Source organism: Parasynechococcus sp. (assembly GCF_042954325.1).
Classification (GTDB): Bacteria; Cyanobacteriota; Cyanobacteriia; order PCC-6307; family Cyanobiaceae; genus Parasynechococcus.
In genome coordinates this window covers 1-23,143 of record NZ_JBGKDS010000015.1, presented here as the reverse complement: position 1 = coordinate 23,143, position 23,143 = coordinate 1, and the positions used below count along the sequence as shown (strand labels likewise).

The following is a 23,143-nucleotide window of genomic DNA, read 5'->3' as shown; positions in this document are numbered from 1 at the left end:
AGGCATCCTGTCCGTCTTTGGCAGTCAATTGCTGTGCTTAGCGCTACTTCTTAGACTTGCCTTTATCTTTTCAGAGGCCATGCTTGGTTTATTTTTTCTTTCGTCTAACTTAACCTTCTGTTGAGTCTTGTGGTTGCGAAAAGTGTGTCATCAGTTGCGGTTTGGTGTCATTCCAGCTACTGATGGCCTACATGCAATTGGAGATCGTCCATGTTTCTGCTGCCATCTTTTCGCTCCCGCCATCTTGATGCTGATGCCATCGAGTCTGTGAGCTTACTGGGAACGATTCACCGTCGGCGTTGGAAGTGGAACCCATTTGATTCGGGTTTGGATATGGTTCAAATCTCTGACACGATTTGGCAAATCTCCCATCCCGTTGTTGGTCCTCAACCCCCTGATGTGAGTGGTCTCTATACCATTCGTCTTGTGGTTAACCATTCCCCAATGCGTCAACTTAAGACCTCTCTATCTTCCAAGTCTAATGGTGTTTGGGATCTTGAGGAAACGCGCGACGGTCGTTCCACTCGTAATATCAATTTCAAGGTTGACGTCAGTCAATCCCTTCTTTTTGAGTTTAATTCGTCGACGATGCAATTAACCATTATCCCTAGTGCAGGCGCTGAAACACTTCACCATATTGATGACTTTAGTTCCTTTCAGCTCAATGGTTTTCCATGGGATGACTTAGACATGTTCGAAAAGTTTGACTGTCGTATTAGAGGACGTGAATTCATTCAGTCTTCAGACGATTTATGGTCTATCGATGTGCCATTGCTCAAGACAGGAGGGATTGACTTCCGCGCTGATGGTGTTTATCAGTTTCTTATCCCTTCCAATCGTGACGAGGACTATGGCTTCTCTGGCTTAAATGATGGCACAAACTCTCTTGTTCAAGGTACTGGATTTGGAAGCAGTCATGGAACCTCTTTACACTCAGGCTGTACAATTAAAGTTTTTAGTGATGGCCTTTATCGTTTTAACTTACATTCTCCCAGTTCTTCCGATCCAAAATTCACTGTTGAGCCCTCTCCATCCAATCCTTCTCTTCCTACACCAAAGGTTCTCAATTTCCGTGATTCTTTTCAACTTTTAGGCAGTATCTTCCCTGACAACCAATTTGATCCTACGAATGCTGATCGTCAGATGAAGCCGCTGGCAGATGGAGTCAAGCATTCGCTTTCGACTTCCGTTCAAGCCGGTTTTCACGTTGTCAATGTTGCCATTAGTTCTGAGCTCTTCTTGGACACTATGGGCCTGGGGTGTTGGCTCGATATCCAGGATGGAGTAGCTTCAGATTCCATTGAATGTGTTACATGGCATGGAAAGCCACATGAACTCAACATTTGTTTTGAGCTCGATGTTGATTCTGACCTTGAGTTCATTTTTGACTCAAATACTGATCGACTATCCATCAAGGTTATCTCTGGTCCTGGCACCCTAAAACCTGTCTCTTCTATCTCAGAGATGTCACTCGTCGGTTCATTCGATGACGCTAAGCAAATGGATCCTTGGAATCCAACGTCATCTCTCAATTTAATGAATCCATTGCTCCCTGGATGTTTCGAGAAAGTGGTTCATCTTGTTGCAGGCAAAACCTATAGTTATAAATATGTCGCCAATCGATCTCCTTGGGCCTTGGTTTACGCGGATTATGAACTAGATTGTCATGGCTATGATTTTTCTGGAAGCATACCCGACGCTGCAGATCCTAGTAAACGTTCTCTAAAACGTTTCGGTCAATTGACCTCGCATGGAAATCCACCTGCACTCGAGTTCACGGCCACTCATACAGGCCAATATCGCTTTTACGTTGATGTTGTTTTTGGTGGATACTCGGTTAAGCCATTTGTCTAAGTTTTATACCAGATTGAAAGCAATGCAGATCCGCTCCTCATTGCTTTTGGTTGGTATCGTTTCATGTGCTAGATACGATGGGAACAAGACCACCATTCCTTCTTTTGGTGTGATTTCCAACGACTCATTGCAGGGGAAGACTAAATTCCCCTCTTTTTTTTGTCTCGAGCCTGTTTCTTCTGGAACCTTGATGTATAAAACACCACTGACAATGGCTTCCGGATGAATATGTCTTTTTTGGTATCCTCCCTGTTCTAAAATAACGGCCCAGCCACTGAGCTCATTCTTTAAACCTTTTTCTTGGCTAATCTTTCTCAAAACCGGTTTGTTAGCCATATATTCTTTTATTGTTCTTTGGAGTCTTGTCTTTGTTTCTTGGATAACACCTTCTTGGTTTCCCCTTAGTAATTCATATGTTTGACTTCCTTGGCGTGTTGGCTTGCCTGCACGATTCCACACAAGGCTTTCATGTCCTTTGATGGCGTCCTCAAGTTGGTCTAGTTCTGCTGAATTTTGTTCATAGATCTCTAAGCATTCGACCTGTTCATCCTTCTCTAGCTGGTCGTATCCCTCAACTTTGCTTCTGATCTCCTTTGGTAGTTCTTTGATCGCGGCCCAATAACGGATTGGTTCAATATTGCTTTTTTCTTCGTCTAGGATGGCAACGGCTTTTTCGTATCTGCCTGTCTCTATTGCTCCATAAATATTGGAAAGTTGGTTGCCTTGGTTTCGCTTTATTTGATTTAATTGATCAACCGCTTCCGGTGCCCCTGGCACGATTTTTAGACATTTCTCGTAGAAATATATCGCCTCTTTTGTTTCTCCTAATGCCGACAGAAATTGAGCATAGTTATAGTTGCTTATGAATGTTTCGCCATGTTCATCCACGAGTGTTTGATGGATTCTTCTGGCTGCTGTGTACTCACCTAGCTCACTTTCCGTGATTGCAAGTTGTGTTCTTACGCTGGGATCTTTGGGATTGAATCGAAGTGTCTCCATTAATATTCTTTTGGCTTCTCCTAGGCGCCCGCTTTTAATCAGTAACTGAGAATATGTGCATGTTGACTCTATATTCTCAGGATGCTTTGAGTGCAAATTTCTATAGCAATCCAATCCAATCTCTGTTGCCCCTGCCTTAATCGCACTTTCTCCTGCCATGTAAGTTACTTGTGGATGCAGAGCCTCTGCCGGTATATGTTGTATTAGTCTCTTGTATAGATCAAGGGCTTCGAGATGTCTCGATTGCATATGGAATAGACGCAGCAGGTTAAATCCCCCATTTCCCCAGTCGTTATCTCCATCTATGGCTTTTTTAAAGTATTTTTCGGCTGATTGCATGTCATTTTTCATCGCTGCTTCCACCCCTTTTCTCGTGTTGCTTTCTTTTGAATCGTTCATTTGATTTCAGTCAAAAAAAAGGCATGCGTCAAGCATGCCTCCATGTTATCTTGTTTTAAGTCGACTCTTTGTGGCTTAACTAAATTGTCGTGAACTCTTCATCTAGTTCTGCGTCTTTAAGTGATTGCGTTATCTCTGGATTCATCCCTTTTAAGGAGAGACTAAATTCTGCCCCTCTTTGTTGTTTCGTGAAGAGCAGGTAGTTCCAGCCTGTGTCGTCCACTGTTTTAAGGTTCGTCATATCCAGTACCATTCCTTTTAGCCCATTAAGCTTTTCCACCTCTTTTTTGAGGAGAGGTAGTTTGCAACGAGTTAGTTCACCATCGAGTGCAAAATTAACGATTCCATTTTCATAGTTCATTAAATCTGCACTGAATCCCAGCCCCGCGGGCTCAATTCGCACCCTTACACGCACTGCGCTCTCTGATTCTGGAAGATTAACGATTAGTTTCTTGCGGTCGAAGTCCGTATATGTTTTGTCATCGATCCAGACTTCGCTAAGTTCCACACTTCCTTCTGGTAGCAGATCGGGTGCCACGCGAAGTTTGTTGTCTGGCCATGCCTGTGGGTCAGGCTGGAAGTAGAAATCCATCGGCTCCTTATTAACCAGCAGATTCGAATAGATGGCTGCCAAGAAGCACAATTCAAAGGAATGATATCCAGCCATCGAGTGGCTGCCCTTTCCTCTTTCACCGCCCAGCGAATAGGGTTGTCCGTTCGCTAGAACATTGAAATAGATTCCACCTGCATCGTAGTCAAGGAACCAGCCGTTGTAGAACGCTGACCCTTCTCTTGCATAACGGAGATACTCTGGCTTGTCGTTGTAGACGCCAGCCATGATGTAGTAGGCGAGAATTCCCTGTTCCTGTTGCCACCAGGCTTTGCGATCATGCCATACACGCCGATAGTGCTCTTCGCCATCTTTTAGGGTTCGCTCCATCATGTCGTACCAACCACCACGTTGGTTGTCGCATCCAGCCCCTGGGATGGCATCTGCAATCTGGTGTGCAAATGTCTTGTAGCTCTCTTTCGGCATGAGGCTATGCATTCTGGTGAGGTTCCAAGCCACTTTCAGGTTGTGTCCGACAACGCATCGGGCTTGATGGATTCCCCACTTCAGGTCATGGGTCCAGTCCTCATAGAACTTCTCATTCATGAAGGGGCTGTATCCATAATCTGGAAAATGTTCGCAGATTGTGTCAAACGTATCTTCTAGGAACTTTGCATAGTCATCATCTCCTGTTGCCAGATACAAATTGATTAAATAGGCTGGAGCATGGTCACCAACAGAGTTCCAGTTCTTCTTTGCTTTGTTGACGCCTAACGACTCTGCTTTTGCATCAAAAGTGACAGGATCAACGTGCGAGTAATACCCTCCGTAGGGACCATGGTCCTTGTAATATCGATTAAGGAAGGAAATGGTGTCATCAATATCTTGCTTGATTGATTCTCCACCAATCAGTCTCCAGGTTTGTGTCGGCCCTGCCAAGGCATAAATTTGCTCGTAGCACGGAATTGCATTTCCACCTTCATCTCCCCCAGCAGTGGAACCCATATACTTCCGTACACTTCCGTCTTCCTGGATATCGATCTGGCTGTACCAGTAGCAAATCCCTTCGCTCTTGTTCTGATGCCTGAAATGACGTTGCATATATTCCGTGCCATTCTTCGCCGCTTCTAATGCTCTTTCATCTCCTGTGATCATATAGGCCGTCGCAAATCCGTAGATCAGCCGTGAGATCGTGTCAAGATTTTGGACCCCATCTTGTTTCTTGCCTTCAGCGCTCAGGTCTGTTCTGAACTTCTTGAAGTCAATTTTTTCGCCCTCAATGACTTTGAATTGTGCCTCCAAATAGAAGTTCAATAACTGTTGAATTTGATGTATCCACCAGTTCTGGTCTTCAAAGCGTAGATCTTCTTTCCCTCGGCCAAATAGAAGCATGTGTTTTGCTTCAAACTTGAGCCGATCACTCTCTGGATAGAAGAGACCGTAGACATGAATGAACCGATCTTCAACAAGAATTTGGCTTAAGTCTGGGGCCATTTGGAATGGCTCTCCCAGATTTCTTACCAGTTCAGCATATGCTGCATCGGTGACCTTAACTGTGTACATCCTGCCATCGGATGTTTCGAGTTCGATCTCTCCTTTGCAATCAAAAGTTTCGGGGTATGAGACACTTCTGATGTAGCCAGCAATCAGGTCTGAAAATGGGAAATTGACTTGGTTCTGGGTGGCCATGGAATTTTGGTTTGGTTTGGTGTGGTGTGTCTTGTACTTTGTGAAGTGGTTCCTAGATCATGTTGGCTTGCTGACAAGAACAACAATGCTCCTGCCTCCAACCGTATAGCTATTCCCGCTGATCCTGACCATATTTTCCCGCTCCGAGATATCGTTTGGTGATGGTTGCGCGGTATCGATTGAGCGATACCAACTCAGGCCCTGTAACTGCGGCAGTTCGAATTCAATACCTTCCCAATACATATTGAACATACAGTGGATATTGGCCGTTTGGTCTGTATCCTCAGCCGTATCTCCATAGGTCACAGCGAAGCACCGTGCGTCGGCATCTTGCCAACCTGGTTGATTCACTTTTGTGCCATGCCAGCTCACCTCACTTAATCCGTATTTATTTGTTTGACCAGTAAAGTACCTTCCTTTGAAGTGGTTGATATAGAGTGTTCTTTTTTTAATTAGCATTGACCAGAATCGAATCATTTCCTGGCTTGTCTCGTTCTGGATTTGATCCCAGTTGTACCAGTTGATTTCGTTGTCATGGCAATATGTGTTGTTATTTCCTCCCTGGCTGCGCATGTATTCATCTCCGCCAACGATCATTGGTACGCCCATCGAGAGCATATGAATCGTGGCAAAGTTCTTGTTTTGTTTCTTTCTCAGGTCATTGACCCATTGGTCATCTGTTTCCCCTTCTACCCCACAGTTCCAACTTAGATTGTCGTCAATACCATCATTGTTGCCTTCACCATTGGCCCAATTGTGTTTTTCGTTGTAAGCTGTTAGATCGTACAACGTAAAGCCATCATGTGCCGTGATGAAATTAACGCTATTGATGGGTTGCTCATGTCTTCCTTGGTAAAGATCAGCACTTCCTGTCATTCTGGATGACACTTCGCTGATGATTCCTGGTTCTCCTTTGATGAATCTCCTGATGCAGTCTCGGTACTTCCCATTCCATTCAGCCCATCGAGCACCTGGGAAGTAACCAATTTGGTACAACCCGGCTGCATCCCAGGCTTCTGCGATCACCTTGCTTTTGCCAAGAACATCGTCTAACTCGATTGCCCAGATCACTGGCGGATGTTCCATTGGTGATCCATCTTCCCCTCGACTTAAAACCGACCCCTCGTCAAATCTGAACCCATCCACATGCATCTCTTCAACCCAAAACCTCAATGAATCGAGGATCAGCTTTTCTCCAACTGGGTGGTTGCAATTGAATGTGTTTCCACATCCCGTGTAGTCATAGTAAAATTCTTTACTTCCATCGGGTCCAGTAAGGTAGTAGTAAGTTGCATTGTCAATTCCTTTGTAGCTAAACATTGGCCCCTGATGATTCCCTTCGTCGGTATGGTTGTAGACCACATCGAGAATCACCTCAATCCCCGCTCTGTGAAGGGCTTTGACCATATCTCTAAATTCCTTGATATGGTTGCCTGCTGTTTCGTCTACACAATATCCTTGGTGCGGTGCGAAATATCCCATCGTGCTGTAGCCCCAGTAATTAACAAGTTTCTTTCCATCGTGCTCTTTTAGGACGTCTGTGTGGTCATAACTGCAGCAGGGCAGTAGCTCTACGGCTGTTATTCCAAGTGATTTCAGATATGGAATCTTTTCAATCAGGCCCAGGTATGTACCAGGATTTTTGACTCCACTCGTTGGACTTTTTGTGAAGCCCCCTACATGCATCTCATAAATGACGCTGTCGGCCATATCTCGGTTCAGTGGTTCATCTCCCTCCCATTCATAATCATCTAAGTCGATGACGACGCTCCTCATACTCGTCTCGATATTGTCTCCTGGAACGCATGCTGAGCCTCGATTCCAAAGCTCTAATGAGTTTCCGTTTGAGTACGGGTCGACGAGAACCTTTTCCGGATCAAATCGATGTCCATTCCAGGGTTCCCGCGGTCCATCGACTCGATAGGCATAGCCCATGCCAGGCTTTACACCCTCGACATACGCGTGCCAGATGTTGAAGCTCCGATTATCACCTGGGTCAAGATCGACAACCTTGATCGGCTGCTTGTCACTTGGATTTGTAAAAATTAAAAGTTGAACGGCGGTTGCATTCGCGCTAAACAGTGAAAAATTTGTTCCCTCACTGGTCGGAGTGCTTCCAAATGGATGGGCCGAACCCCTGAATCGGCGGAACGGTGTTCCCGCCGGCTCCAGTGGACGACTTTTGAAACTTGTCTCTTGGGAGGCTTGAGTCAATGTCATGCCAGAGCAACGTTTGTCCAGTTGGTTAATATCGTCAGGAATTTCAGCTTCTAATATGTATCAAGGCTTACATGCCTCAACTTTAGTGCTGATCATTAACTCCCGACATTGTTTTCTAGCAACGCTGTTACCGCTTGCCGTGTTTTTTACAAGCCTTTACAGCCCCTAGGGTTTTCGGTGCTGTTTTTTAGTGCTGATTGGTTGACGAATGTGTTTACTTAAGCTTTTCTACGCATTTTTGTATTGCGGATTTCATGTTGTCCGTATATTCGCTGTTAATGCCCACCTTTTTTAGCCTCGCTTTCACTGCACTATTGTTGCTCGCAATAAAGCATCGCTGAGTATTTGATTCCGCCTCATGCACGATTCTCTCGATGGCTAGGGAGGCTGTGACTCCGACCCTTGGAACCTCGGTCAAATCCAGAATTAATGCCTTGTACTTTTTGATCAGACCCATGCGCGAGCTGATCCCTTTGGCCGCTCCAAAGCTTAACGGCCCCCTGAGCTTCAGCACCATAATATCTTCTTTGTAATCCTGCAGGAGTTTCTGCGATTCGTCCCTTGGGCCTTCTCGTCCGACACTTTCTGCGTTCTCTGGGTTGTCTTGCTCGATCCCTTCCAGTTGAACCTGCGTAATGCTGTCGACTGTCAATAGATTTGCAACGAACATTCCGATCAAGACACCCCAGATTAAATCCCAGAAGAGTGTCATCAGAAGAACGCCGTACATCAGTACAGCTGTTTTGGCTGATAGTCGGTGAGCTTTGAATAAAAACCCCCAGTCGATAATGTCTAGGCCAACTTTGATCAGGATTCCTGCCAACAGCGCCGTTGGGATCTGCTCGGCGAGCCGTCCTGCCCCGATCAGGATCACTAACAACACCACTGAGTGGGTCATTCCCGACAGTGGTGTTTTTCCACCCGATTTGATGTTGATCACCGTTCTCATGGTGGCCCCAGCCCCGGGTAACCCTCCCATGAAACCTGCGGCTGTATTGGCGATGCCCTGCCCAATCAATTCCTGATTGGAGTCGTGTTCCGTCTGTGTGATGTTGTCCGCCACCAATGACGTCAACAAGGAATCAATCGCACCGAGGAGTGCCAGCACCCCTCCTGCTTTCAGGATTTCCGTTGTGTGCCCTCGCCATTCTGGAAGACTGAATTGCAATCCTCCTTCAGGAATGCTGCCAATTCTTGCCACTGCTTCGTGGTCAAAACAGATGATTGAGACTGGTGTCACGATCAACAGTGCCAGCAGCGGTGACGGTATCCATTGCCTGACCCGTCCTGGTGTCAAAAAGACAATTCCCAGTGTCATCACACCGATTCCAATGGCCGCTCCATTGATTGATCCACTTGTGATTAATCCGTTGAGTGTCTGGATGACTCCTCCCGATGTCTCAATCCCTAGAAAGGGCCCTATTTGTAAGACCAATATGATGATCCCTATGCCTGACATGAAGCCTGAGACAACGGAATAGGGCACGAGCGTTATATATCTTCCCAGTCGAAATAAACCCAGGGCCATTTCCAGCACACCGCCCACGACGACAGCTGCCATGACGATTGGCAGTAATTCGCCGGCGTTCAGGTCTTGTGCAACACCCGCGGCCGCGAGGCTGCTGACCACTCCTGCCACGGTGACGCTCATTGGTCCTGTTGGTCCGCTGACCTGGGCAGGGGTTCCTCCAAAGATTGCCGCGACAAAGCCCGTGACAATTGCCCCGTACAGTCCATAAATTGCTCCGCCCGGCCCCAGCGCTGCGTTTCCGAACGCCAGGGCCAGGGGCAGTGCCACAACAGCGGCTGTCAGTCCTCCGAGTAGGTCGCCCCTCAGATTTCTGGTGCTCAACCTCTTAAGCAGATTCATTTTCCGTTCTTGCTCATCCATTCAGCAAGTTGATCGAGTTGTTGGAGGCCAACTCTCCGTTCGCCATTCGGCAAGATCCATGTTGGAACGGCGGTGATTTTTGATTCCTGGCAAAGCCGATGCTCTTTGGGTTGCTGCTTCGGTCGATCACATTCGATGTAGTTCACCTCTGCCCCGGCTTGTTTGCCAAACAAGCTCATTTGTTGAAAGCAAGCCGGGCATTTCCAGGATCCGTAAAATCTGGCCCCAATGTCTTTGAGTTGCTTGACAACTGTCAGTGCCTCTTGCGTTGAATCTCGAAGCGGTTCACCGATGCTTCCTGTCCATTCCTTGGCCTGCAGTTGACCGCAGCTCAGGGTGATCCCTAGACCAACGGCACACCACCACAACGGCTGAGTGCTCGTTTTTGCCACCGAGCGCTGGTCTTTCATCGCGACGTTCAATTTCAGCCTTGGACCGACGCTAGGTCGTGTCCCTGCGTACGGGCATCCCCCCATGGTTGTCGTGCCATCTCTTCGCGTCAGCTGAAAGACTGATTTACCTGTTTTCGTGCTCGTCAGACGCCATGGCCGGCAGTGGATATAAGGATTACTTTCAGGTTCTTGGTGTCCAGCGTTCGGACGACACGGACACGATCAAGCGCTCCTTCCGCAAGCTCGCGCGTCAGTACCACCCCGATGTCAATCCGGGTGATCGGTCTGCGGAGGCCAAATTCAAGGAAATCAGTGAGGCCTACGAGGTCCTGTCCGATCCCGAGAAGCGTCGGAAGTATGAGCAGTTCGGCCAGTATTGGAATCAAGCTGGTGGCATGGGTGGAGCCGGTGCTCCCGGTATGGATGTTGATTTCGGTCGTTACGGCAATTTTGATGAGTTCATCAATGATTTGCTCGGACGGTTCGGTGGCCCTGGTTCAGCCAGTGGCTTCCAATCCGGTGGATTTCCAGGTGGTGGGTTTCCAGGGGGCTTTGCCCGGAATCCTTCCGGAGCACGTCCTCCCGTGAATTTGGATGCAGAAGCATCTGTCAACGTTTCCTTTGCAGAGGCCTTTCGGGGTGGTGAACGCACTCTTTCCGTCAACGAAGAGCGCGTTCAGGTCCGCATTCCCCCCGGTGTGAAATCCGGATCAAGGCTGAGGCTCAAAGGCAAAGGCAACCTCCAGCCGGGGACGGGTCGTCGCGGTGATCTGTATCTCAACCTCACGGTGCAGTCGCATCCCATTTGGCGTCTTGATGGCGATCAATTGCGCGCTGATCTTCCCGTCAGCCTTGATGAATTGGCTCTCGGTGGTGCGGTCAGTGTGATGACACCCGATGGTGAGGCTCAAGTGTCCATTCCAGCCGGCACCAGTCCTGGTCGCAGTTTGCGCCTCAAGGGCAAGGGTTGGCCCGGTCGTTCTGGGCGAGGGGATCTCCTTCTGACGCTGTCATTGCGTCTTCCTTCCAGTTGGTCGGATGATGAGCGTCGCCTGCTGGAGCAGCTCCGCTCCAATCGCCGGGAAAGCCCTCGTCAAGACTGGCTTCGCTCCGCAACCCTCTGAGGGGCTCTCGCATTACGATCGGCTGCTCAGACCTGACATTGATGGAGCTCACGTACCGCCCCCGCCGCCTCCGGCGTACCCCCGCGCTCAGGGGAATGGTTCGTGAGCACAGCCTTTCAGCGGCCGATTTCATTTATCCCCTGTTTGTGCACGAAGGTGCCGATGTCGAGCCGATCGGCGCCATGCCCGGTGCCAACCGCTGGAGTTTGGCGTCTCTAACGGGCGAGGTTCAGCGCGCTTGGGATCTGGGTGTTCGTTGCATTGTGCTTTTCCCGAAGGTCTCGGAAGGGCTCAAAACTGAGGATGGAGCCGAGTGTTACAACGAAAATGGTTTGATCCCTCGAGCCATCCGTCAACTCAAATCCGAGGTGCCGGAGATGGCGATCATGACGGACGTCGCTTTGGATCCCTACTCCTGTGATGGCCATGACGGCATCGTCAGCGATGAAGGTGTTGTCCTCAACGACGAAACGATTGAATTGTTGTGCCGTCAGGCTGTGGTTCAGGCCCGTGCTGGGGCCGACCTCATCGGACCCAGCGACATGATGGATGGCCGTGTTGGTGCGATCCGTGAAGCCCTCGATGACGAGGGCTTTGAACATGTCGGCATCATTAGTTACACCGCTAAATATTCTTCTGCTTATTACGGTCCGTTCCGCGAAGCCTTGGATTCAGCTCCCCGGGCGGCGGGCTCAAAACCCATCCCGACGAATAAAGACACCTATCAGATGGATCCCGCCAATGCACGGGAAGCCATCACAGAGGCTCAACTCGATGAGCAGGAAGGGGCTGACATCATGATGGTGAAGCCTGGACTGGCTTACCTCGACATCATTCATCGTCTCCGCGAAGAGTCGGAGCTGCCGATCGCGGCTTACAACGTCAGCGGTGAGTATTCGATGGTGAAAGCAGCGTCCGAGCGCGGTTGGATTGATGAGCGGGCCGTTGTGCTGGAAACCTTGCTGTGCTTCAAGCGAGCCGGCGCTGACCTGATCCTCACCTATCACGCTTGCGACGCCGCCGCTTGGCTGCGTGAGGGGTGATCCATGGCATCCGTTGATCGGCTGGGACACGTTGCGATTCGCGTTCAGGACGTCAATCGCGCCGTTGCCTTTTACACAGGCCTTGGCATGCGTTTGGTCTGGGAAGCCTCAGATTGGTGTTATCTCGAAGCTGGCCCAGGCCGAGATGGATTGGCGTTGTTGGGTCCTGACTACAAAGCGGCAGGGCCCCATTTCGCCTTCCATTTCCAAGATCGTGCGGATGTGGATACCGTGCACGCCAAGCTGAAAGCTGACGGCGTTCACGTTGGTGCTGTCCATGACCACAGGGATGGCACCGCTTCCTTTTATTTGAAGGACCCGGAAGGCAATTGGTTGGAAATGTTGTATGAACCTCCCGGTGGTATCCCCTCCAATCACAGCTGAGGCCGCACTGGGCAGGGCGCAGGCGGAGCGGGAAACGCTCGATTTGCTGGAGTGGCCTCGGGTCTGCCAGAACCTGGCGGACTTCGCCAGCACCCGGATGGGTGGAGATGCCGCGCGCACGCTCTCTCTGCCAGCAACCCTGGCGGCCAGTCAGACCCTGCTCGCGCGCACCGTCGAAATGGCCGTGCTGGACGACCTCAGCGAAGGCGGACTCAGCTTTCGCGGTGTGCAGGATCTGACGGCTGTCTTACTGCGTTGCGTCAAAGGCGGTGTCGCGTCCGGTGAGGAGTTGCTTGGGGTGGCGGAAACCCAAGCAGCGGCCCGTCGGCTTCGCCGCCAGGTCGATGATCCTCAGCTGCGTCCGTCTTGCACGGCCCTGATCGAGGCGATGGTGACGTTGCCCGAGCTGGAGCAGCGCCTCAAATTCGCCATTGAAGAGGGTGGCCGCGTCGCAGACAGGGCCAGTCCCTCGTTGGCTGGATTGCGTCAGCAGTGGCAAAGCCTGCGCCAGGAGCGTCGCGACACCTTGCAGGCGCTGCTCCGCCGCTTGGCTCCCTTCCTTCAGGACACGGTGGTGGCCGAGCGACATGGTCGTCCCGTGCTGGCGGTGAAAGCCGGCGCCGTGGGGCAAGTGCCCGGTCAGGTGCACGACAGCTCGGCCTCCGGCAGCACGGTGTTCGTGGAGCCGCGATCTGTGCTCAGTCTTGGCAACAAACTCACGGCCTTGGATGCACGTATTCGTGAGGAAGAGCTTCGCGTGCTGGCGGAGTTGAGCGCAGCCGTCGCTGAGGATGCTGACGATCTTCGCGTCCTCGTGGACGTGTTGCTTCAGTTGGATTTGGCCTTGGCCCGCGGTCGCTATGGCCGTTGGCTTGGTGGAACAGCTCCCCACCTGGAGTCCGACCCTGAGGCACCGTTTCGTTTGAAGGATCTCCGTCATCCTTTGCTGGTCTGGCAGCAGAAACGCAGCGGAGGTCCAGGCGTGGTCCCCATCAGCGTTGACGTCACGACAGATCTCAGGGTGGTGGCCATTACCGGGCCCAACACCGGCGGCAAAACGGTCACCTTGAAAAGTATTGGTCTGGCGGCCCTCATGGCCAGAGCCGGGATGCTGCTTCCTTGCTCTGGTCAGCCGTCCTTGCCTTGGTGCGCCCAGGTCTTGGCGGATATCGGTGACGAGCAGTCCCTTCAGCAAAGTCTGTCGACCTTCAGTGGCCACATCAAACGGATCGGGCGCATCCTCGATGCGTTGAAACGGGGCCCAGCGCCTGCCCTCGTCCTTCTGGATGAAGTGGGAGCTGGAACCGATCCAAGTGAAGGAACGGCTTTAGCCACAGCGTTGCTGAGGACTCTGGCCGACCGGGCTCGCCTCACCATCGCCACCACCCATTTCGGGGAGTTGAAGGCGCTCAAATACAACGACGATCGTTTTGAAAATGCCTCCGTGGCTTTCAACGCTGAAACGTTGTCTCCCACCTATGAACTGTTGTGGGGAATTCCCGGTCGCAGCAATGCGCTGGCGATTGCGACACGCCTCGGCCTTGATGGCCAGGTGTTGGATCAGGCCCGCGACCTGTTGGCACCAGCTGGTGATGGTGAGGTGAACACCGTGATCCGTGGTCTGGAAGAGCAACGGCAACGCCAGCAGGCGGCGGCTGAAGACGCCGCAGCTCTTCTCGCGCGGACTGAATTGCTGCACGACGAGCTGCTGCAGCGCTGGCAGAAGCAAAAACAGCAAACCGCTGAGCGTCAGGAGCAGGGCCGTCAACGGCTGGAGCGCTCCATTCGTGAGGGGCAGAAGGAAGTGCGATCTCTGATTCGTCGCTTACGCGATGAACGGGCCGATGGGGAGACGGCACGACGGGCCGGTCAACGCCTGCGCAGCCTTGAAGGCAGCCACCGTCCGGCTCCAGAACGGCGTCAGCCAAAACCGGGTTGGCAGCCGGCGATCGGTGACCGCATTCGCCTGCTGGCTCTGGGGAAGGCGGCTGAAGTGTTGGCGATTTCTGAGGATGGTCTCCAGCTCACCGTGCGTTGCGGTGTGATGCGCACCACCGTTGATCTCACGGCGGTCGAAAGCTTGGATGGTCGTAAGCCGCAGGCACCACCTGCACCTGTGGTCAAGATCAAGGCGCGCGTGGCCTCGGGGGGGGCCCAGGTGAGGACCAGCCGCAACACATTGGACGTGCGAGGCATGCGCGTCCATGAAGCGGAGGCGGCCGTGGAGGAGCAACTGCGAGGTGCGACAGGTCCGGTTTGGGTGATTCATGGCATCGGCACCGGAAAACTCAAACGCGGACTTCGTGAGTGGCTCGACACGGTGCCCTATGTGGATCGCGTCACGGACGCCGAGCAAGGGGATGGTGGACCCGGCTGCAGTGTGGTGTGGGTGCGTTAGGGCAGCACCGGTAGTTGGGGGCCATCCTCTTCGGCATTCGGCTCGGGACGGTTGATGGCTTCTCCATCGGCTTCAAAGAAACGCCAACCGCTCGGATCCGGATCGAGATGCAAGGTTTCTCCGACGGTGATGGTCTGATCAGTCGCTGAACGAACTTGCACGAGATGTCCGCCGGCTTGAAGGCGGCAGGTGATCAGCTGCTCATTGCCCAGCACCTCGCAATGGCTGACATCGGCCTCCAGGTTGCGATTGGTGGCCGGTCCGATGCGCCAATGTTCTGCCCGTAGTCCAGCTGTGAGCGTGTCGCCCTCCCTTGCGGCCAAAGCGGCCGCAAGAGGTCCCTCCACGGGGAGACGGCGGTCGCCCAACAGCAGCGTGCTGCTTGCACCGACACGGATGGGCAGCAAGGTCATCGGCGGTGTGCCGATGAATTGCGCAACAAACAGATTGGACGGCCAGCGGTAGAGCTCCATGGGCGTTCCGAGCTGCTGCAGACGCCCCTGGTTGAGCACAGCAATGCGGTGACCCATGGTCATCGCTTCGACCTGGTCGTGGGTGACATAGATGGTTGTTGTTCCCAGATCGCGCTGGAGTTCGACGATCCGGGTTCTGGTGCTGTTGCGAAGCTTGGCGTCCAGGTTGCTCAGGGGTTCATCCATGAGAAACACCGCCGGTTGCCGCGCCATTGCCCTGCCAAGGGCCACCCTCTGTTTTTGGCCTCCGGATAATTCTTTGGGCAGACGATCCAATAAAGGTTCGAGCTCCAGGGCCTCCGCGACGGCTGTCACCCTGTGAGCGATCTGCTCCTCACGGGGTGAATGCAAGCGGAGGGGCTGGGGATATCGCTCGGTGAGTTGATGCAGTTGATCCTGCACCTGTTGCACCCAGCTGCGCTTGCGGCTTCTTCTGAGGCCGAAGCTGAGATTTTGTCTGACCGTGAGATGGGGATAGAGCGCGTAGCTCTGAAACACCATCGCGACATCGCGTTGTGCTGGTCGCAAGCGACTGATGGGTTGCGAGCCGATCACAATTTCGCCTGATGTCGGGCGATCCAGCCCAGCGAGCAGCCTGAGCAACGTGCTTTTACCGCAGCCTGATGGACCCACCAGCACGAGGAATTCGCCGTCTTGAATCTCCAGGTTCAGCGCGCGGATCACCTCCACCGCTGATCCACCTCGACGGCCTGGATACGACTTGCTTAGGGCTTCGAAGCGGACGCCGGCCAAGCGGATGTGTGCAGCAGTGAAATCTTAGGGTTGATGGTTGGATCGATTCGGCGGCGCCGTGCAGTTCATTGATCAGGCACGCATCACTGTGCGAGGCGGCCGAGGTGGCGATGGCATTGCCGCATTCCGCCGGGAGAAATATGTGCCTGCAGGCGGGCCATCCGGGGGGGATGGCGGCCATGGCGGCCATGTTGTTCTCGAGGCAGACGGCAATCTGCAAACGCTGTTGGATTTCAAATACAAACGGTTGTTTGCCGCCGACGATGGACGTCGTGGCGGGCCCAACAAGTGCACGGGGTCTTCTGGACAGGACTTGGTGATCAAGGTGCCCTGTGGCACGGAAGTGCGGCACCTCAAATCAGGGATCCTTCTGGGCGATCTCACCCAGGGGGGAGAGCAGCTTGTGGTGGCGTTCGGCGGCCGCGGTGGCCTCGGCAATGCCCATTACTTGAGCAATCGGAATCGGGCTCCTGAGAAGTTCACTGAGGGGCGTGATGGAGAGGAATGGCCCGTCCAGTTGGAGCTGAAGTTGCTGGCCGAGGTGGGGATCATCGGCCTGCCCAATGCCGGTAAAAGCACCTTGATCGCTGTGTTGTCAGCCGCTCGCCCCAAAATTGCCGATTACCCGTTCACAACTCTGATTCCCAACTTGGGCGTTGTGCGCCGCCCCAGTGGCGATGGCACGGTGTTTGCCGACATTCCCGGACTGATCGCTGGAGCAGCCCAGGGGGCCGGCCTGGGTCACGACTTTCTGCGTCATATCGAGCGAACGCGACTGCTGATTCATCTCGTGGACGCAGGGTCAGAAGACCCGGCCAAGGATCTGCGCATTGTTGAACAGGAGTTGGAGGCCTATGGCCACGGTCTGGTGGATCGTCCGCGCCTCCTGGTGCTCAATAAGCAGGAGCTTGTGCCCGACGATCTGATGCCTGAGGTCATTCAAGACCTGGAGTCTGCGAGCGGCGGTCGGCCTGTCATGACGGTTTCTGCCGCTATGGGGCGTGGCTTGGACACCATGCTCGAGGCGGTGTGGTCAAGCCTCGGAATCTGAAGATCCTCCGCACAGGCTTAAAGATGGTTGTTGGCACCTCCGGTCGACGCCATAACAGGAACAGCAGTCCTGTTGAGGAGCCATGACCTACTACACATGCTTCGACCAAGGCGGCGCTGTGATCGCTCGCTGCCAGACCGAACAAGACATCGACGTCTTGCGTCAGATGGGTCGTCCCATCTCAAAAATTCAAAAGATGCGTCAGGAGGAAGCTGTCGTCTGTTCGCTGACGGGAAGCCCTGCTGAATATGACGATGAGGTCTGATCATCACAGTCCTTAGCGGTGGTTGCCACCGCTAAGGACGGAATCACGACAATCAATCGTCGTAGACGCGGCACTCATCGGCATCGGGGTTCGCGTCGCAATAGAGCTCGAGCGGAGTGGGATCGTGCTTGTCCTCGGGGTTGTGCTCCTTGTACTCCTCGAGTGATTTGAGCTCCTCGGTGAAATGACGGACCTTGGCCTGATCACCAGACGCTTTGGCAGCTTCAATCTCGCCTTGGTCTTTTTTGATGTGTTCGTCGATGGATTTCATCAAATCGCTCAAAAAGCCGCCGCGAATACTAGAGCGAAATCGCCGAGAACAGTCGGTTGAGGAGCACTGCTGAGATCGGATCACCGAACGTCATGACCCAAGTCATGGATCCAGTTCGCTGAGTTCCAGCCAGCGTTCTTCTGCACTTTCAATGGTGGAGATCAGCTCTGCCAGTTCCAGGCTGAGTTGGGTGATGTCCTCGCCATTGCTGCTGATGGCCTGCTCGAGTGCCTGTTTCTTGGCCTCGTATTCCGGCAAGTCCCGATCCAGCCGTTCCAGTTCGCGCGCTTCCTTGAAACTGCGTCGTTTGCGCGCTGGGGGGGGACTGGTTTTGCGCTTGGCTGTCGGTTTCGCAGCATCGCTTGGCCCGGACGTTCCCGGCTGGGTGCGCTCCGTTTGACGTTGGGCGTCGAGAAATTCGCTGTAGTTGCCCTCGAACCGACGCAGACGACCGTTCTCAAAGCAGAACAGACGATCCACGGTGCGATCGAGGAAATACCGGTCGTGTGAAACGACGATCACACAGCCACGAAAGTCTTCGAGGAAATCCTCCAAAACACTCAGCGTCTGGATGTCGAGGTCGTTGGTCGGTTCATCCAGCAGCAGCACGTTCGGTGCCTGGATCAGCATCCGACAGAGGGTCAGTCGGCGACGTTCGCCTCCAGACAGCTTTGCTAAGGGACTGTGCTGTTGGGCGGGCGGGAAGAGGAAGCGTTCCAGCAGCTGAGAGGCGGTCACCTGCTCTCCACCGAGGTCGATTCGGCTGGCGGCCTCTTCGACGAAGTCAATCACCTTGCGTTCCATGCCTTTGCCTTCCAGGAAGGCTTCGGTGTGCTGATCGAGATAGCCGATGTGGACGGTTTCCCCGAGGCGCAACGCTCCATGGGTGACGCTGCGGCGTCCCGCAATCAAATCCAAAACACTGGATTTACCGCTTCCATTGGGGCCAATGATTCCCACGCGGTCTTCCGGACTGAAGCTGTAGGTGAAGTTCTCGAGCAGTGTCCGTCCTTCGGCTTGGCCGTCTGCCGTGACGCCCAGAGCTTCCGCTTCGATCACCTGTTTCCCGATTCGACGGCTGACACTCGCCATGGCCAGGGTGGCCTTCGGCTGTGCGGGCTTCTCCTCGCGCATGGCTTCAATGCGCTGGAGTCGTGCCTTTTGTTTGGTGCTGCGTGCCTTCGGCCCTTGACGCAGCCAGGCCAACTCGCGCCGCATCACGCCACGAAACTTGGCTGCTGAGGCGGCTTCCGAGGCGTCCTCATCGGCCTTGTGTTGGAGATACGTGCTGTAGTTGCCCTGATAGGTCCGGGCACGTCCTCTATCGACTTCGACCATGCGTTGGGTCACGCGGTCGAGCACGTAGCGATCATGGGTGACCAGCACCAGCGCACCGGGATAACGATCGAGCCAGCTTTGAAGCCATTCGACGGCCGCGGCATCCAGGTGGTTGGTGGGCTCATCGAGTAACAGCACATCTGGGCTTGCCACCAGTGCTGATGCCAAGCCGACCCGTTTGCGATACCCACCTGAGAGGGATTCGACCGGTCGTTGGAGATCGCTGATGCCCAGTTTCTGCAGCACTTCTCGACATTGCTGCTCCAGGCTCCAGGCCTCTTCCTCATCCATGCGCTGACTGAGAACCCCCAGCTCAGCCAGCAGAGCTTCGTCGTCGGGGTTCGCGGCAATCGCGTCGCTCAGTGCCGTGAATCGCAACAGAAGTTCGCGTTTGGTGCCGCAGCCCTCCAGCACTTGCTCGAGCACGGTCAACCCCGGGGTCACCTGGCTGTCCTGCCCGACCAGGGCCACCCGCAGGCGAGGCGAACAACGTCGCTCCCCGTGGCCCAGGGGTTCGAGTCCGGCCAGGACCTTCAGCAGTGTTGATTTACCGGCACCATTGGGTCCGATCAGGCCGAGACGCTCACCGTCGCTGATGTGCAGATCCAGATCGGCAAACAGGGTGCGGATCCCAAAATCTTTGGCCGCATCCACCAGGCTGATCAAACTCACGGGCCGTCGGCGGACACTTGGCCGTCCAGGTAAGCAAAGACACTTTTATCTCCCACATCTGCGGCCGCTTCGGTTCCGAATTTGCGGAGGGCCAGCACGACGAACAGGCCAGCAGCGATCAGCAACATCCCAAGGCTGGTTGCGGCATCAATCCACTGCAGCAGTCGTCCCAGCAAGGCGATGGGAAGCAGCAGGGTCAGACCGATGGCTTCCACTCGACGGAAACAGAAGAATTCCTTGAAGCCGATGCCGGCCATGGCCGCGAAGAGGGGGCCGATGGCGAGGATCCAGAGGGGTTGATCTGCGATGCGTGCCAACGCCTGCCCGGGACCGTTGAGGGCGATCAAGCCAAGCCAGCCCACACAGCCGAGCAACCAGAACAGTTGCAGGGCCCTGTGCAGGGGGCGGAGATAGATGTGAATGGTTTGCAGAGCCACGCCCAAGCCACCGCAGAGCGGCACCAGCCACAGCCAGGCCCATTCCCCCCCCAGCTGCCACCACTGCGTGAGCCCAGCACTGAAGGCCAGCCCGCTCATCAACAAAGCGAACCGGTAGGACTGGACGTCCTTCCGATCCGATGCCGTGATGGTGTAAGGGCCGTAGACGCCCTCGAACTGGGGATCGACTGCGCTGCTCATTGCGGGATCCGGCTTGTGACCAGTCTGGTCAACTCTGGAGCCGACGGAACAATTCCCCCTGGATTCAGGGGGAACAACGCTCCGAAGTAGTCCTGTCGCCAGGCCACCGCATCGCAGGTCTCCTTGACCCCTGGATGGTCGAAGAACCGTCGTCTCCAGTCCCAGAGCTGGGGGAATTGCCACAACGGTTGACGGCTGCAGCCAAACAGCGGGGCATAGACCGTGTCCCAGCGGATCAAGGTTGGAAACAAACGCACATCAGCCAGCGTCAACCGCTCGCCGCAGAGCCACGGTCCGCCTGTGCGCAGGCTGGATTCCACCTGCTCTAGGGCGGCGAACAGTGCTGATTCAGCGCGGTCGAAGGCGGCTTGATTGCGTGCAAACCCACAGCGATAGACGCCATCGTTGACGGCCGGTTGCAGCAGGTCCTGCCACGTCGCGATCGGTTCATGGAGTTCTGATGGGTTGAGGTCTGGCGCGGTCTCTTCCGCAGGCCACTGGTTGAGCACGTCCACCATCGGGGCGCTGTCGTTGCAGAGAATTTGCGGCCGGATGGGGTCGACTAACACCGGGACCGTGGCTCGGTGCGAGGGGGGGGCATTGCAGTGGCGATAGAGGTCCAGCAGGCTGTGACAGCCGTTCCAAGCTGGGGAAAGAACCCAACGCCCGCCGCGATGGTCCGCCGTCGCCATCAACAGGTTGAGACGGCCCTCCAGTCTCCGCAGACGGTGCACGAGCCAGGCGCGATGGGCCCATGGGCAACTGCGTCCCACGATCAGCAGGGGGCGCTCGTGCTCGTCTCGCCCCTCGAGCTCGGCCCGATCTGGAGCGTCATTGTTGAGATGGTCGCTGACTGGGCGTCGGTAATTGCCGTCGGCGTCGGCGGGCCCAAGGCCTCCCATGAGTCGCTGCCACTGCCAATGCCAGCCAGATCGAGCGGTCTGGACCACAACGGGCGGGATCGCCATCGCGCAGCTGTTGAGATACCACCACACTGACGCCCATGCTTCAGTCAGGCATCTCTTTGAACGGCACGATGGCGGACCCTTCGGTGCTTGTGGTCGCCGGAACCCATGGCAATGAGGTGAATGCTCCATGGTTGTTGGAGCAATGGCAGCAGGAGCCTTCCCTCCTTCAGACCTCCGATCTCAACGTGCATGCGGTGATCGGTAACCCTGAGGCTCGCCAGGCGGGGCGGCGTTACATCGACCGCGATCTCAATCGAAGTTTTCGGGCTGACCTCTTGGCGAGACAGGGTGAGGACATGGGCCCTCTCGAGGTTGATCGAGCCCGCGCACTGTTGGCGGCCCATGGTCCCGAGGGCCGTCTGCCCTGCTCCGTTGCCCTTGACCTACACAGCACCACGGCCGCGATGGGGAGCTGTTTGGTGGTGTATGGCCGCCGACCCGCTGACCTTGCCTTGGCCGCGCTGGTGCAAGGGGCGTTGGGGCTGCCCATTTATCTCCATGAGGCCGATGCCGCGCAGACAGGATTTCTGGTGGAGTCCTGGCCCTGTGGTCTGGTGATTGAAGTGGGTCCAGTGCCCCAGGGGGTCTTTGATGCGCGCATCGTGCGGCAGACGCGTCTGGCCCTGGAGACCTGTTTCACCAGTCTGGCTGCCGTTGTTTCGGGACGATTCCGTTTCCCCCATCAACTGGTGGTGCACCGCCATCTGAACAGTGTTGACCTGCCGCGTGATCCGGATGATCAGCCCAGTGCCCTTTTGCATGACGAGCTCCATGGGTCGGACTGGCGCCCCTTGGATCCTGGCCAGCCAATGTTTGATGCCTGGCCGCTCGGGTCCTCCGGCGGTGCCAAGGGCCCATCCCTGGAGGGACAGATCCCGGTGTTCATCAATGAAGCCGCTTATGTCGAAAAGCGCATTGCTCTGTCGTTGACACAGCGGGAGGTCTGGTCGGTTGAGCCGGGCTGGGGCCTGGCTTTGCAGAACCTCCTGAAGGACTGATTCCGGTCGCGGTTATCCGCAGGCCCAGGTGCTTTGCCCTTCCTGGTTGCAAAGCAGATCACTGGTTTGCCCGTCGGCCCAATACATCCGTAATCGGTCGTCCGTCGTTCCAAGCCGAAGGGTGAGCGACCGGAGAGGACCGGCGGGGGTTTTGTTGTCTGACGCAGGACCGCCTTCGACGACACGCAGCTGTTGTTCGAGCTGGTCGAGACGGCGTTCCAAGGCCCTGATTTGTTGGTTGGACTGTGCCTCTGGGGAGGGGTTGGTTCCCCGATCAGAGGCCATGCAGCCACTGATCGACAACAGAATCAGGCCAGCGACCCAGGGAGTGTGACGACTGGCCATGGTGGTGGATCACTGGAACACCTGAATTCAAGCGCGGGTGAGACGCTCGCTCCAATAGACGATGGCTCCCTGGGAAATCAGCTCGTTGTGGCGATGTCGAGCTTCGGCGAGGGGCACTGTGGCTTCCAAGCGACGCCCGTCGTGAAGCCAGCGGATCAAGACCAAAACACTCCCCTCGGGAACATTCAAATCTTAAATCTTCCTGAGCCCGCCAGGCCTGGACTGGGAAGTGGGCGCCGCCGTTGCGCAATGTGCGTTTACCTCCCGCAATGTTGCTTTACAATGGGTTCAGGCAGGGTTCCTGCCCTTCCTTAAACCGTCCTCTCGGGGACATTTCTTTCCGTTCTCATGACCACCACCCTCCAGCAGCGCTCCGGCGCTTCCAGCTGGCAGGCCTTCTGTGAGTGGGTCACCTCCACCAACAACCG

The 23,143-nt window shown here is 54.6% G+C and carries 19 protein-coding genes; 8 read left to right on the top strand and 11 right to left on the bottom strand.

What is annotated here, in order from left to right; genetic code table 11:
• Nucleotides 1–210 precede the first annotated feature (210 nt).
• Nucleotides 211–1,854, top strand: coding sequence for a hypothetical protein (locus tag ACGVKB_RS02125; protein WP_392349620.1), 1,644 nt, complete (start codon nucleotides 211–213; stop codon nucleotides 1,852–1,854).
• A 3-nt stretch (nucleotides 1,855–1,857) separates the two neighbouring features.
• Here ACGVKB_RS02125 and ACGVKB_RS02120 read toward each other — a convergent pair whose 3' ends face one another.
• The 4 genes from ACGVKB_RS02120 to ACGVKB_RS02105 form a co-directional block, all read right to left on the bottom strand.
• On the bottom strand, nucleotides 1,858–3,216 hold the full coding sequence (locus ACGVKB_RS02120) for a 2OG-Fe(II) oxygenase family protein (protein WP_392349619.1): 1,359 nt from the start codon (nucleotides 3,214–3,216) through the stop codon (nucleotides 1,858–1,860).
• A gap of 115 nt (nucleotides 3,217–3,331) precedes the next feature.
• On the bottom strand, nucleotides 3,332–5,491 hold the full coding sequence (locus tag ACGVKB_RS02115) for an AGE family epimerase/isomerase (RefSeq protein WP_392349618.1): 2,160 nt from the start codon (nucleotides 5,489–5,491) through the stop codon (nucleotides 3,332–3,334).
• Between the two features lie 57 nt (nucleotides 5,492–5,548).
• Nucleotides 5,549–7,711 (bottom strand): glycogen debranching protein GlgX, encoded by a 2,163-nt coding sequence (gene glgX / locus ACGVKB_RS02110; protein WP_392349617.1) that lies wholly within the window; start codon nucleotides 7,709–7,711, stop codon nucleotides 5,549–5,551.
• 214 nt (nucleotides 7,712–7,925) lie between these two features.
• On the bottom strand, nucleotides 7,926–9,581 hold the full coding sequence (locus ACGVKB_RS02105) for a SulP family inorganic anion transporter (protein WP_392349659.1): 1,656 nt from the start codon (nucleotides 9,579–9,581) through the stop codon (nucleotides 7,926–7,928).
• Between the two features lie 565 nt (nucleotides 9,582–10,146).
• On the opposite strand from ACGVKB_RS02105, the gene ACGVKB_RS02100 reads away from it, so the two are divergent.
• From ACGVKB_RS02100 to ACGVKB_RS02085, 4 genes are read left to right on the top strand one after another with little or no spacing between them, the layout of a single operon-like run.
• Nucleotides 10,147–11,118 (top strand): DnaJ C-terminal domain-containing protein, encoded by a 972-nt coding sequence (locus tag ACGVKB_RS02100; protein WP_392349616.1) that lies wholly within the window; start codon nucleotides 10,147–10,149, stop codon nucleotides 11,116–11,118.
• Nucleotides 11,119–11,159: 41 nt separating this feature from the next.
• A complete protein-coding gene (hemB, locus tag ACGVKB_RS02095; protein ID WP_392349615.1) occupies nucleotides 11,160–12,161 on the top strand; it encodes a porphobilinogen synthase in 1,002 nt (333 codons plus the stop codon).
• Nucleotides 12,162–12,164: 3 nt separating this feature from the next.
• On the top strand, nucleotides 12,165–12,545 hold the full coding sequence (locus ACGVKB_RS02090; protein WP_392349614.1) for a VOC family protein: 381 nt from the start codon (nucleotides 12,165–12,167) through the stop codon (nucleotides 12,543–12,545).
• On the top strand, nucleotides 12,508–14,943 hold the full coding sequence (locus ACGVKB_RS02085; RefSeq protein ID WP_392349613.1) for an endonuclease MutS2: 2,436 nt from the start codon (nucleotides 12,508–12,510) through the stop codon (nucleotides 14,941–14,943). Before ACGVKB_RS02090 ends, ACGVKB_RS02085 begins: the two co-directional genes overlap by 38 nt.
• Here the strand turns inward: ACGVKB_RS02085 and ACGVKB_RS02080 are convergent.
• On the bottom strand, nucleotides 14,940–16,169 hold the full coding sequence (locus ACGVKB_RS02080) for an ABC transporter ATP-binding protein (protein ID WP_392349612.1): 1,230 nt from the start codon (nucleotides 16,167–16,169) through the stop codon (nucleotides 14,940–14,942). The genes ACGVKB_RS02085 and ACGVKB_RS02080 overlap by 4 nt on opposite strands.
• A 58-nt stretch (nucleotides 16,170–16,227) precedes the next feature.
• On the opposite strand from ACGVKB_RS02080, the gene cgtA reads away from it, so the two are divergent.
• Complete coding sequence (cgtA, locus tag ACGVKB_RS02075) at nucleotides 16,228–17,220, top strand: Obg family GTPase CgtA (RefSeq protein ID WP_392349658.1); 993 nt, start codon at nucleotides 16,228–16,230, stop codon at nucleotides 17,218–17,220.
• A gap of 82 nt (nucleotides 17,221–17,302) precedes the next feature.
• Nucleotides 17,303–17,485, top strand: coding sequence for a hypothetical protein (locus ACGVKB_RS02070; RefSeq protein ID WP_392349611.1), 183 nt, complete (start codon nucleotides 17,303–17,305; stop codon nucleotides 17,483–17,485).
• A 52-nt stretch (nucleotides 17,486–17,537) separates the two neighbouring features.
• On the opposite strand, the gene ACGVKB_RS02065 is transcribed toward ACGVKB_RS02070, so the two are convergent.
• The 4 genes from ACGVKB_RS02065 to ACGVKB_RS02050 all read right to left on the bottom strand — a co-directional run bounded on the left by ACGVKB_RS02065 (nucleotide 17,538) and on the right by ACGVKB_RS02050 (nucleotide 21,372).
• Nucleotides 17,538–17,756, bottom strand: coding sequence for a CP12 domain-containing protein (locus ACGVKB_RS02065; protein ID WP_392349610.1), 219 nt, complete (start codon nucleotides 17,754–17,756; stop codon nucleotides 17,538–17,540).
• 102 nt (nucleotides 17,757–17,858) lie between these two features.
• A complete protein-coding gene (locus ACGVKB_RS02060; protein ID WP_392349609.1) occupies nucleotides 17,859–19,766 on the bottom strand; it encodes an ABC-F family ATP-binding cassette domain-containing protein in 1,908 nt (635 codons plus the stop codon).
• Entirely contained in the window at nucleotides 19,763–20,404 is a 642-nt protein-coding gene (locus tag ACGVKB_RS02055; protein ID WP_392349608.1) for a DUF2301 domain-containing membrane protein, read from the bottom strand. Before ACGVKB_RS02055 ends, ACGVKB_RS02060 begins: the two co-directional genes overlap by 4 nt.
• Complete coding sequence (locus ACGVKB_RS02050; RefSeq protein WP_392349607.1) at nucleotides 20,401–21,372, bottom strand: glutathione S-transferase C-terminal domain-containing protein; 972 nt, start codon at nucleotides 21,370–21,372, stop codon at nucleotides 20,401–20,403. Before ACGVKB_RS02050 ends, ACGVKB_RS02055 begins: the two co-directional genes overlap by 4 nt.
• Before the next feature lie 35 nt (nucleotides 21,373–21,407).
• On the opposite strand from ACGVKB_RS02050, the gene ACGVKB_RS02045 reads away from it, so the two are divergent.
• Entirely contained in the window at nucleotides 21,408–22,370 is a 963-nt protein-coding gene (locus ACGVKB_RS02045; protein ID WP_392349606.1) for an aspartoacylase, read from the top strand.
• A 12-nt stretch (nucleotides 22,371–22,382) separates the two neighbouring features.
• Here the strand turns inward: ACGVKB_RS02045 and ACGVKB_RS02040 are convergent, their stop codons facing one another.
• On the bottom strand, nucleotides 22,383–22,715 hold the full coding sequence (locus ACGVKB_RS02040) for a hypothetical protein (RefSeq protein ID WP_392349605.1): 333 nt from the start codon (nucleotides 22,713–22,715) through the stop codon (nucleotides 22,383–22,385).
• Nucleotides 22,716–22,742: 27 nt separating this feature from the next.
• Nucleotides 22,743–22,874 carry a hypothetical protein gene (locus tag ACGVKB_RS02035; RefSeq protein ID WP_392349664.1) on the bottom strand — a complete coding sequence of 44 codons (132 nt, stop codon included), beginning with the start codon at nucleotides 22,872–22,874 and terminating at the stop codon, nucleotides 22,743–22,745.
• Nucleotides 22,875–23,143 lie beyond the last annotated feature (269 nt).

Excerpts from the sequence above, each read along its gene's own strand:
- ACGVKB_RS02125 (WP_392349620.1), top strand. The coding sequence starts at position 211 with ATGTTTCTGCTGCCATCTTTTCGCTCCCGCCATCTTGATGCTGATGCC.
- ACGVKB_RS02115 (WP_392349618.1), bottom strand. The coding sequence starts at position 5,491 with ATGGCCACCCAGAACCAAGTCAATTTCCCATTTTCAGACCTGATTGCT.
- glgX (WP_392349617.1), bottom strand. The coding sequence starts at position 7,711 with ATGACATTGACTCAAGCCTCCCAAGAGACAAGTTTCAAAAGTCGTCCA.
- ACGVKB_RS02105 (WP_392349659.1), bottom strand. The coding sequence starts at position 9,581 with ATGAATCTGCTTAAGAGGTTGAGCACCAGAAATCTGAGGGGCGACCTA.
- ACGVKB_RS02100 (WP_392349616.1), top strand. The coding sequence starts at position 10,147 with ATGGCCGGCAGTGGATATAAGGATTACTTTCAGGTTCTTGGTGTCCAG.
- hemB (WP_392349615.1), top strand. The coding sequence starts at position 11,160 with ATGGAGCTCACGTACCGCCCCCGCCGCCTCCGGCGTACCCCCGCGCTC.
- ACGVKB_RS02090 (WP_392349614.1), top strand. The coding sequence starts at position 12,165 with ATGGCATCCGTTGATCGGCTGGGACACGTTGCGATTCGCGTTCAGGAC.
- ACGVKB_RS02085 (WP_392349613.1), top strand. The coding sequence starts at position 12,508 with ATGAACCTCCCGGTGGTATCCCCTCCAATCACAGCTGAGGCCGCACTG.
- ACGVKB_RS02070 (WP_392349611.1), top strand. The coding sequence starts at position 17,303 with ATGACCTACTACACATGCTTCGACCAAGGCGGCGCTGTGATCGCTCGC.
- ACGVKB_RS02065 (WP_392349610.1), bottom strand. The coding sequence starts at position 17,756 with ATGAAATCCATCGACGAACACATCAAAAAAGACCAAGGCGAGATTGAA.
- ACGVKB_RS02055 (WP_392349608.1), bottom strand. The coding sequence starts at position 20,404 with ATGAGCAGCGCAGTCGATCCCCAGTTCGAGGGCGTCTACGGCCCTTAC.
- ACGVKB_RS02050 (WP_392349607.1), bottom strand. The coding sequence starts at position 21,372 with ATGGCGATCCCGCCCGTTGTGGTCCAGACCGCTCGATCTGGCTGGCAT.
- ACGVKB_RS02045 (WP_392349606.1), top strand. The coding sequence starts at position 21,408 with ATGCTTCAGTCAGGCATCTCTTTGAACGGCACGATGGCGGACCCTTCG.
- ACGVKB_RS02040 (WP_392349605.1), bottom strand. The coding sequence starts at position 22,715 with ATGGCCAGTCGTCACACTCCCTGGGTCGCTGGCCTGATTCTGTTGTCG.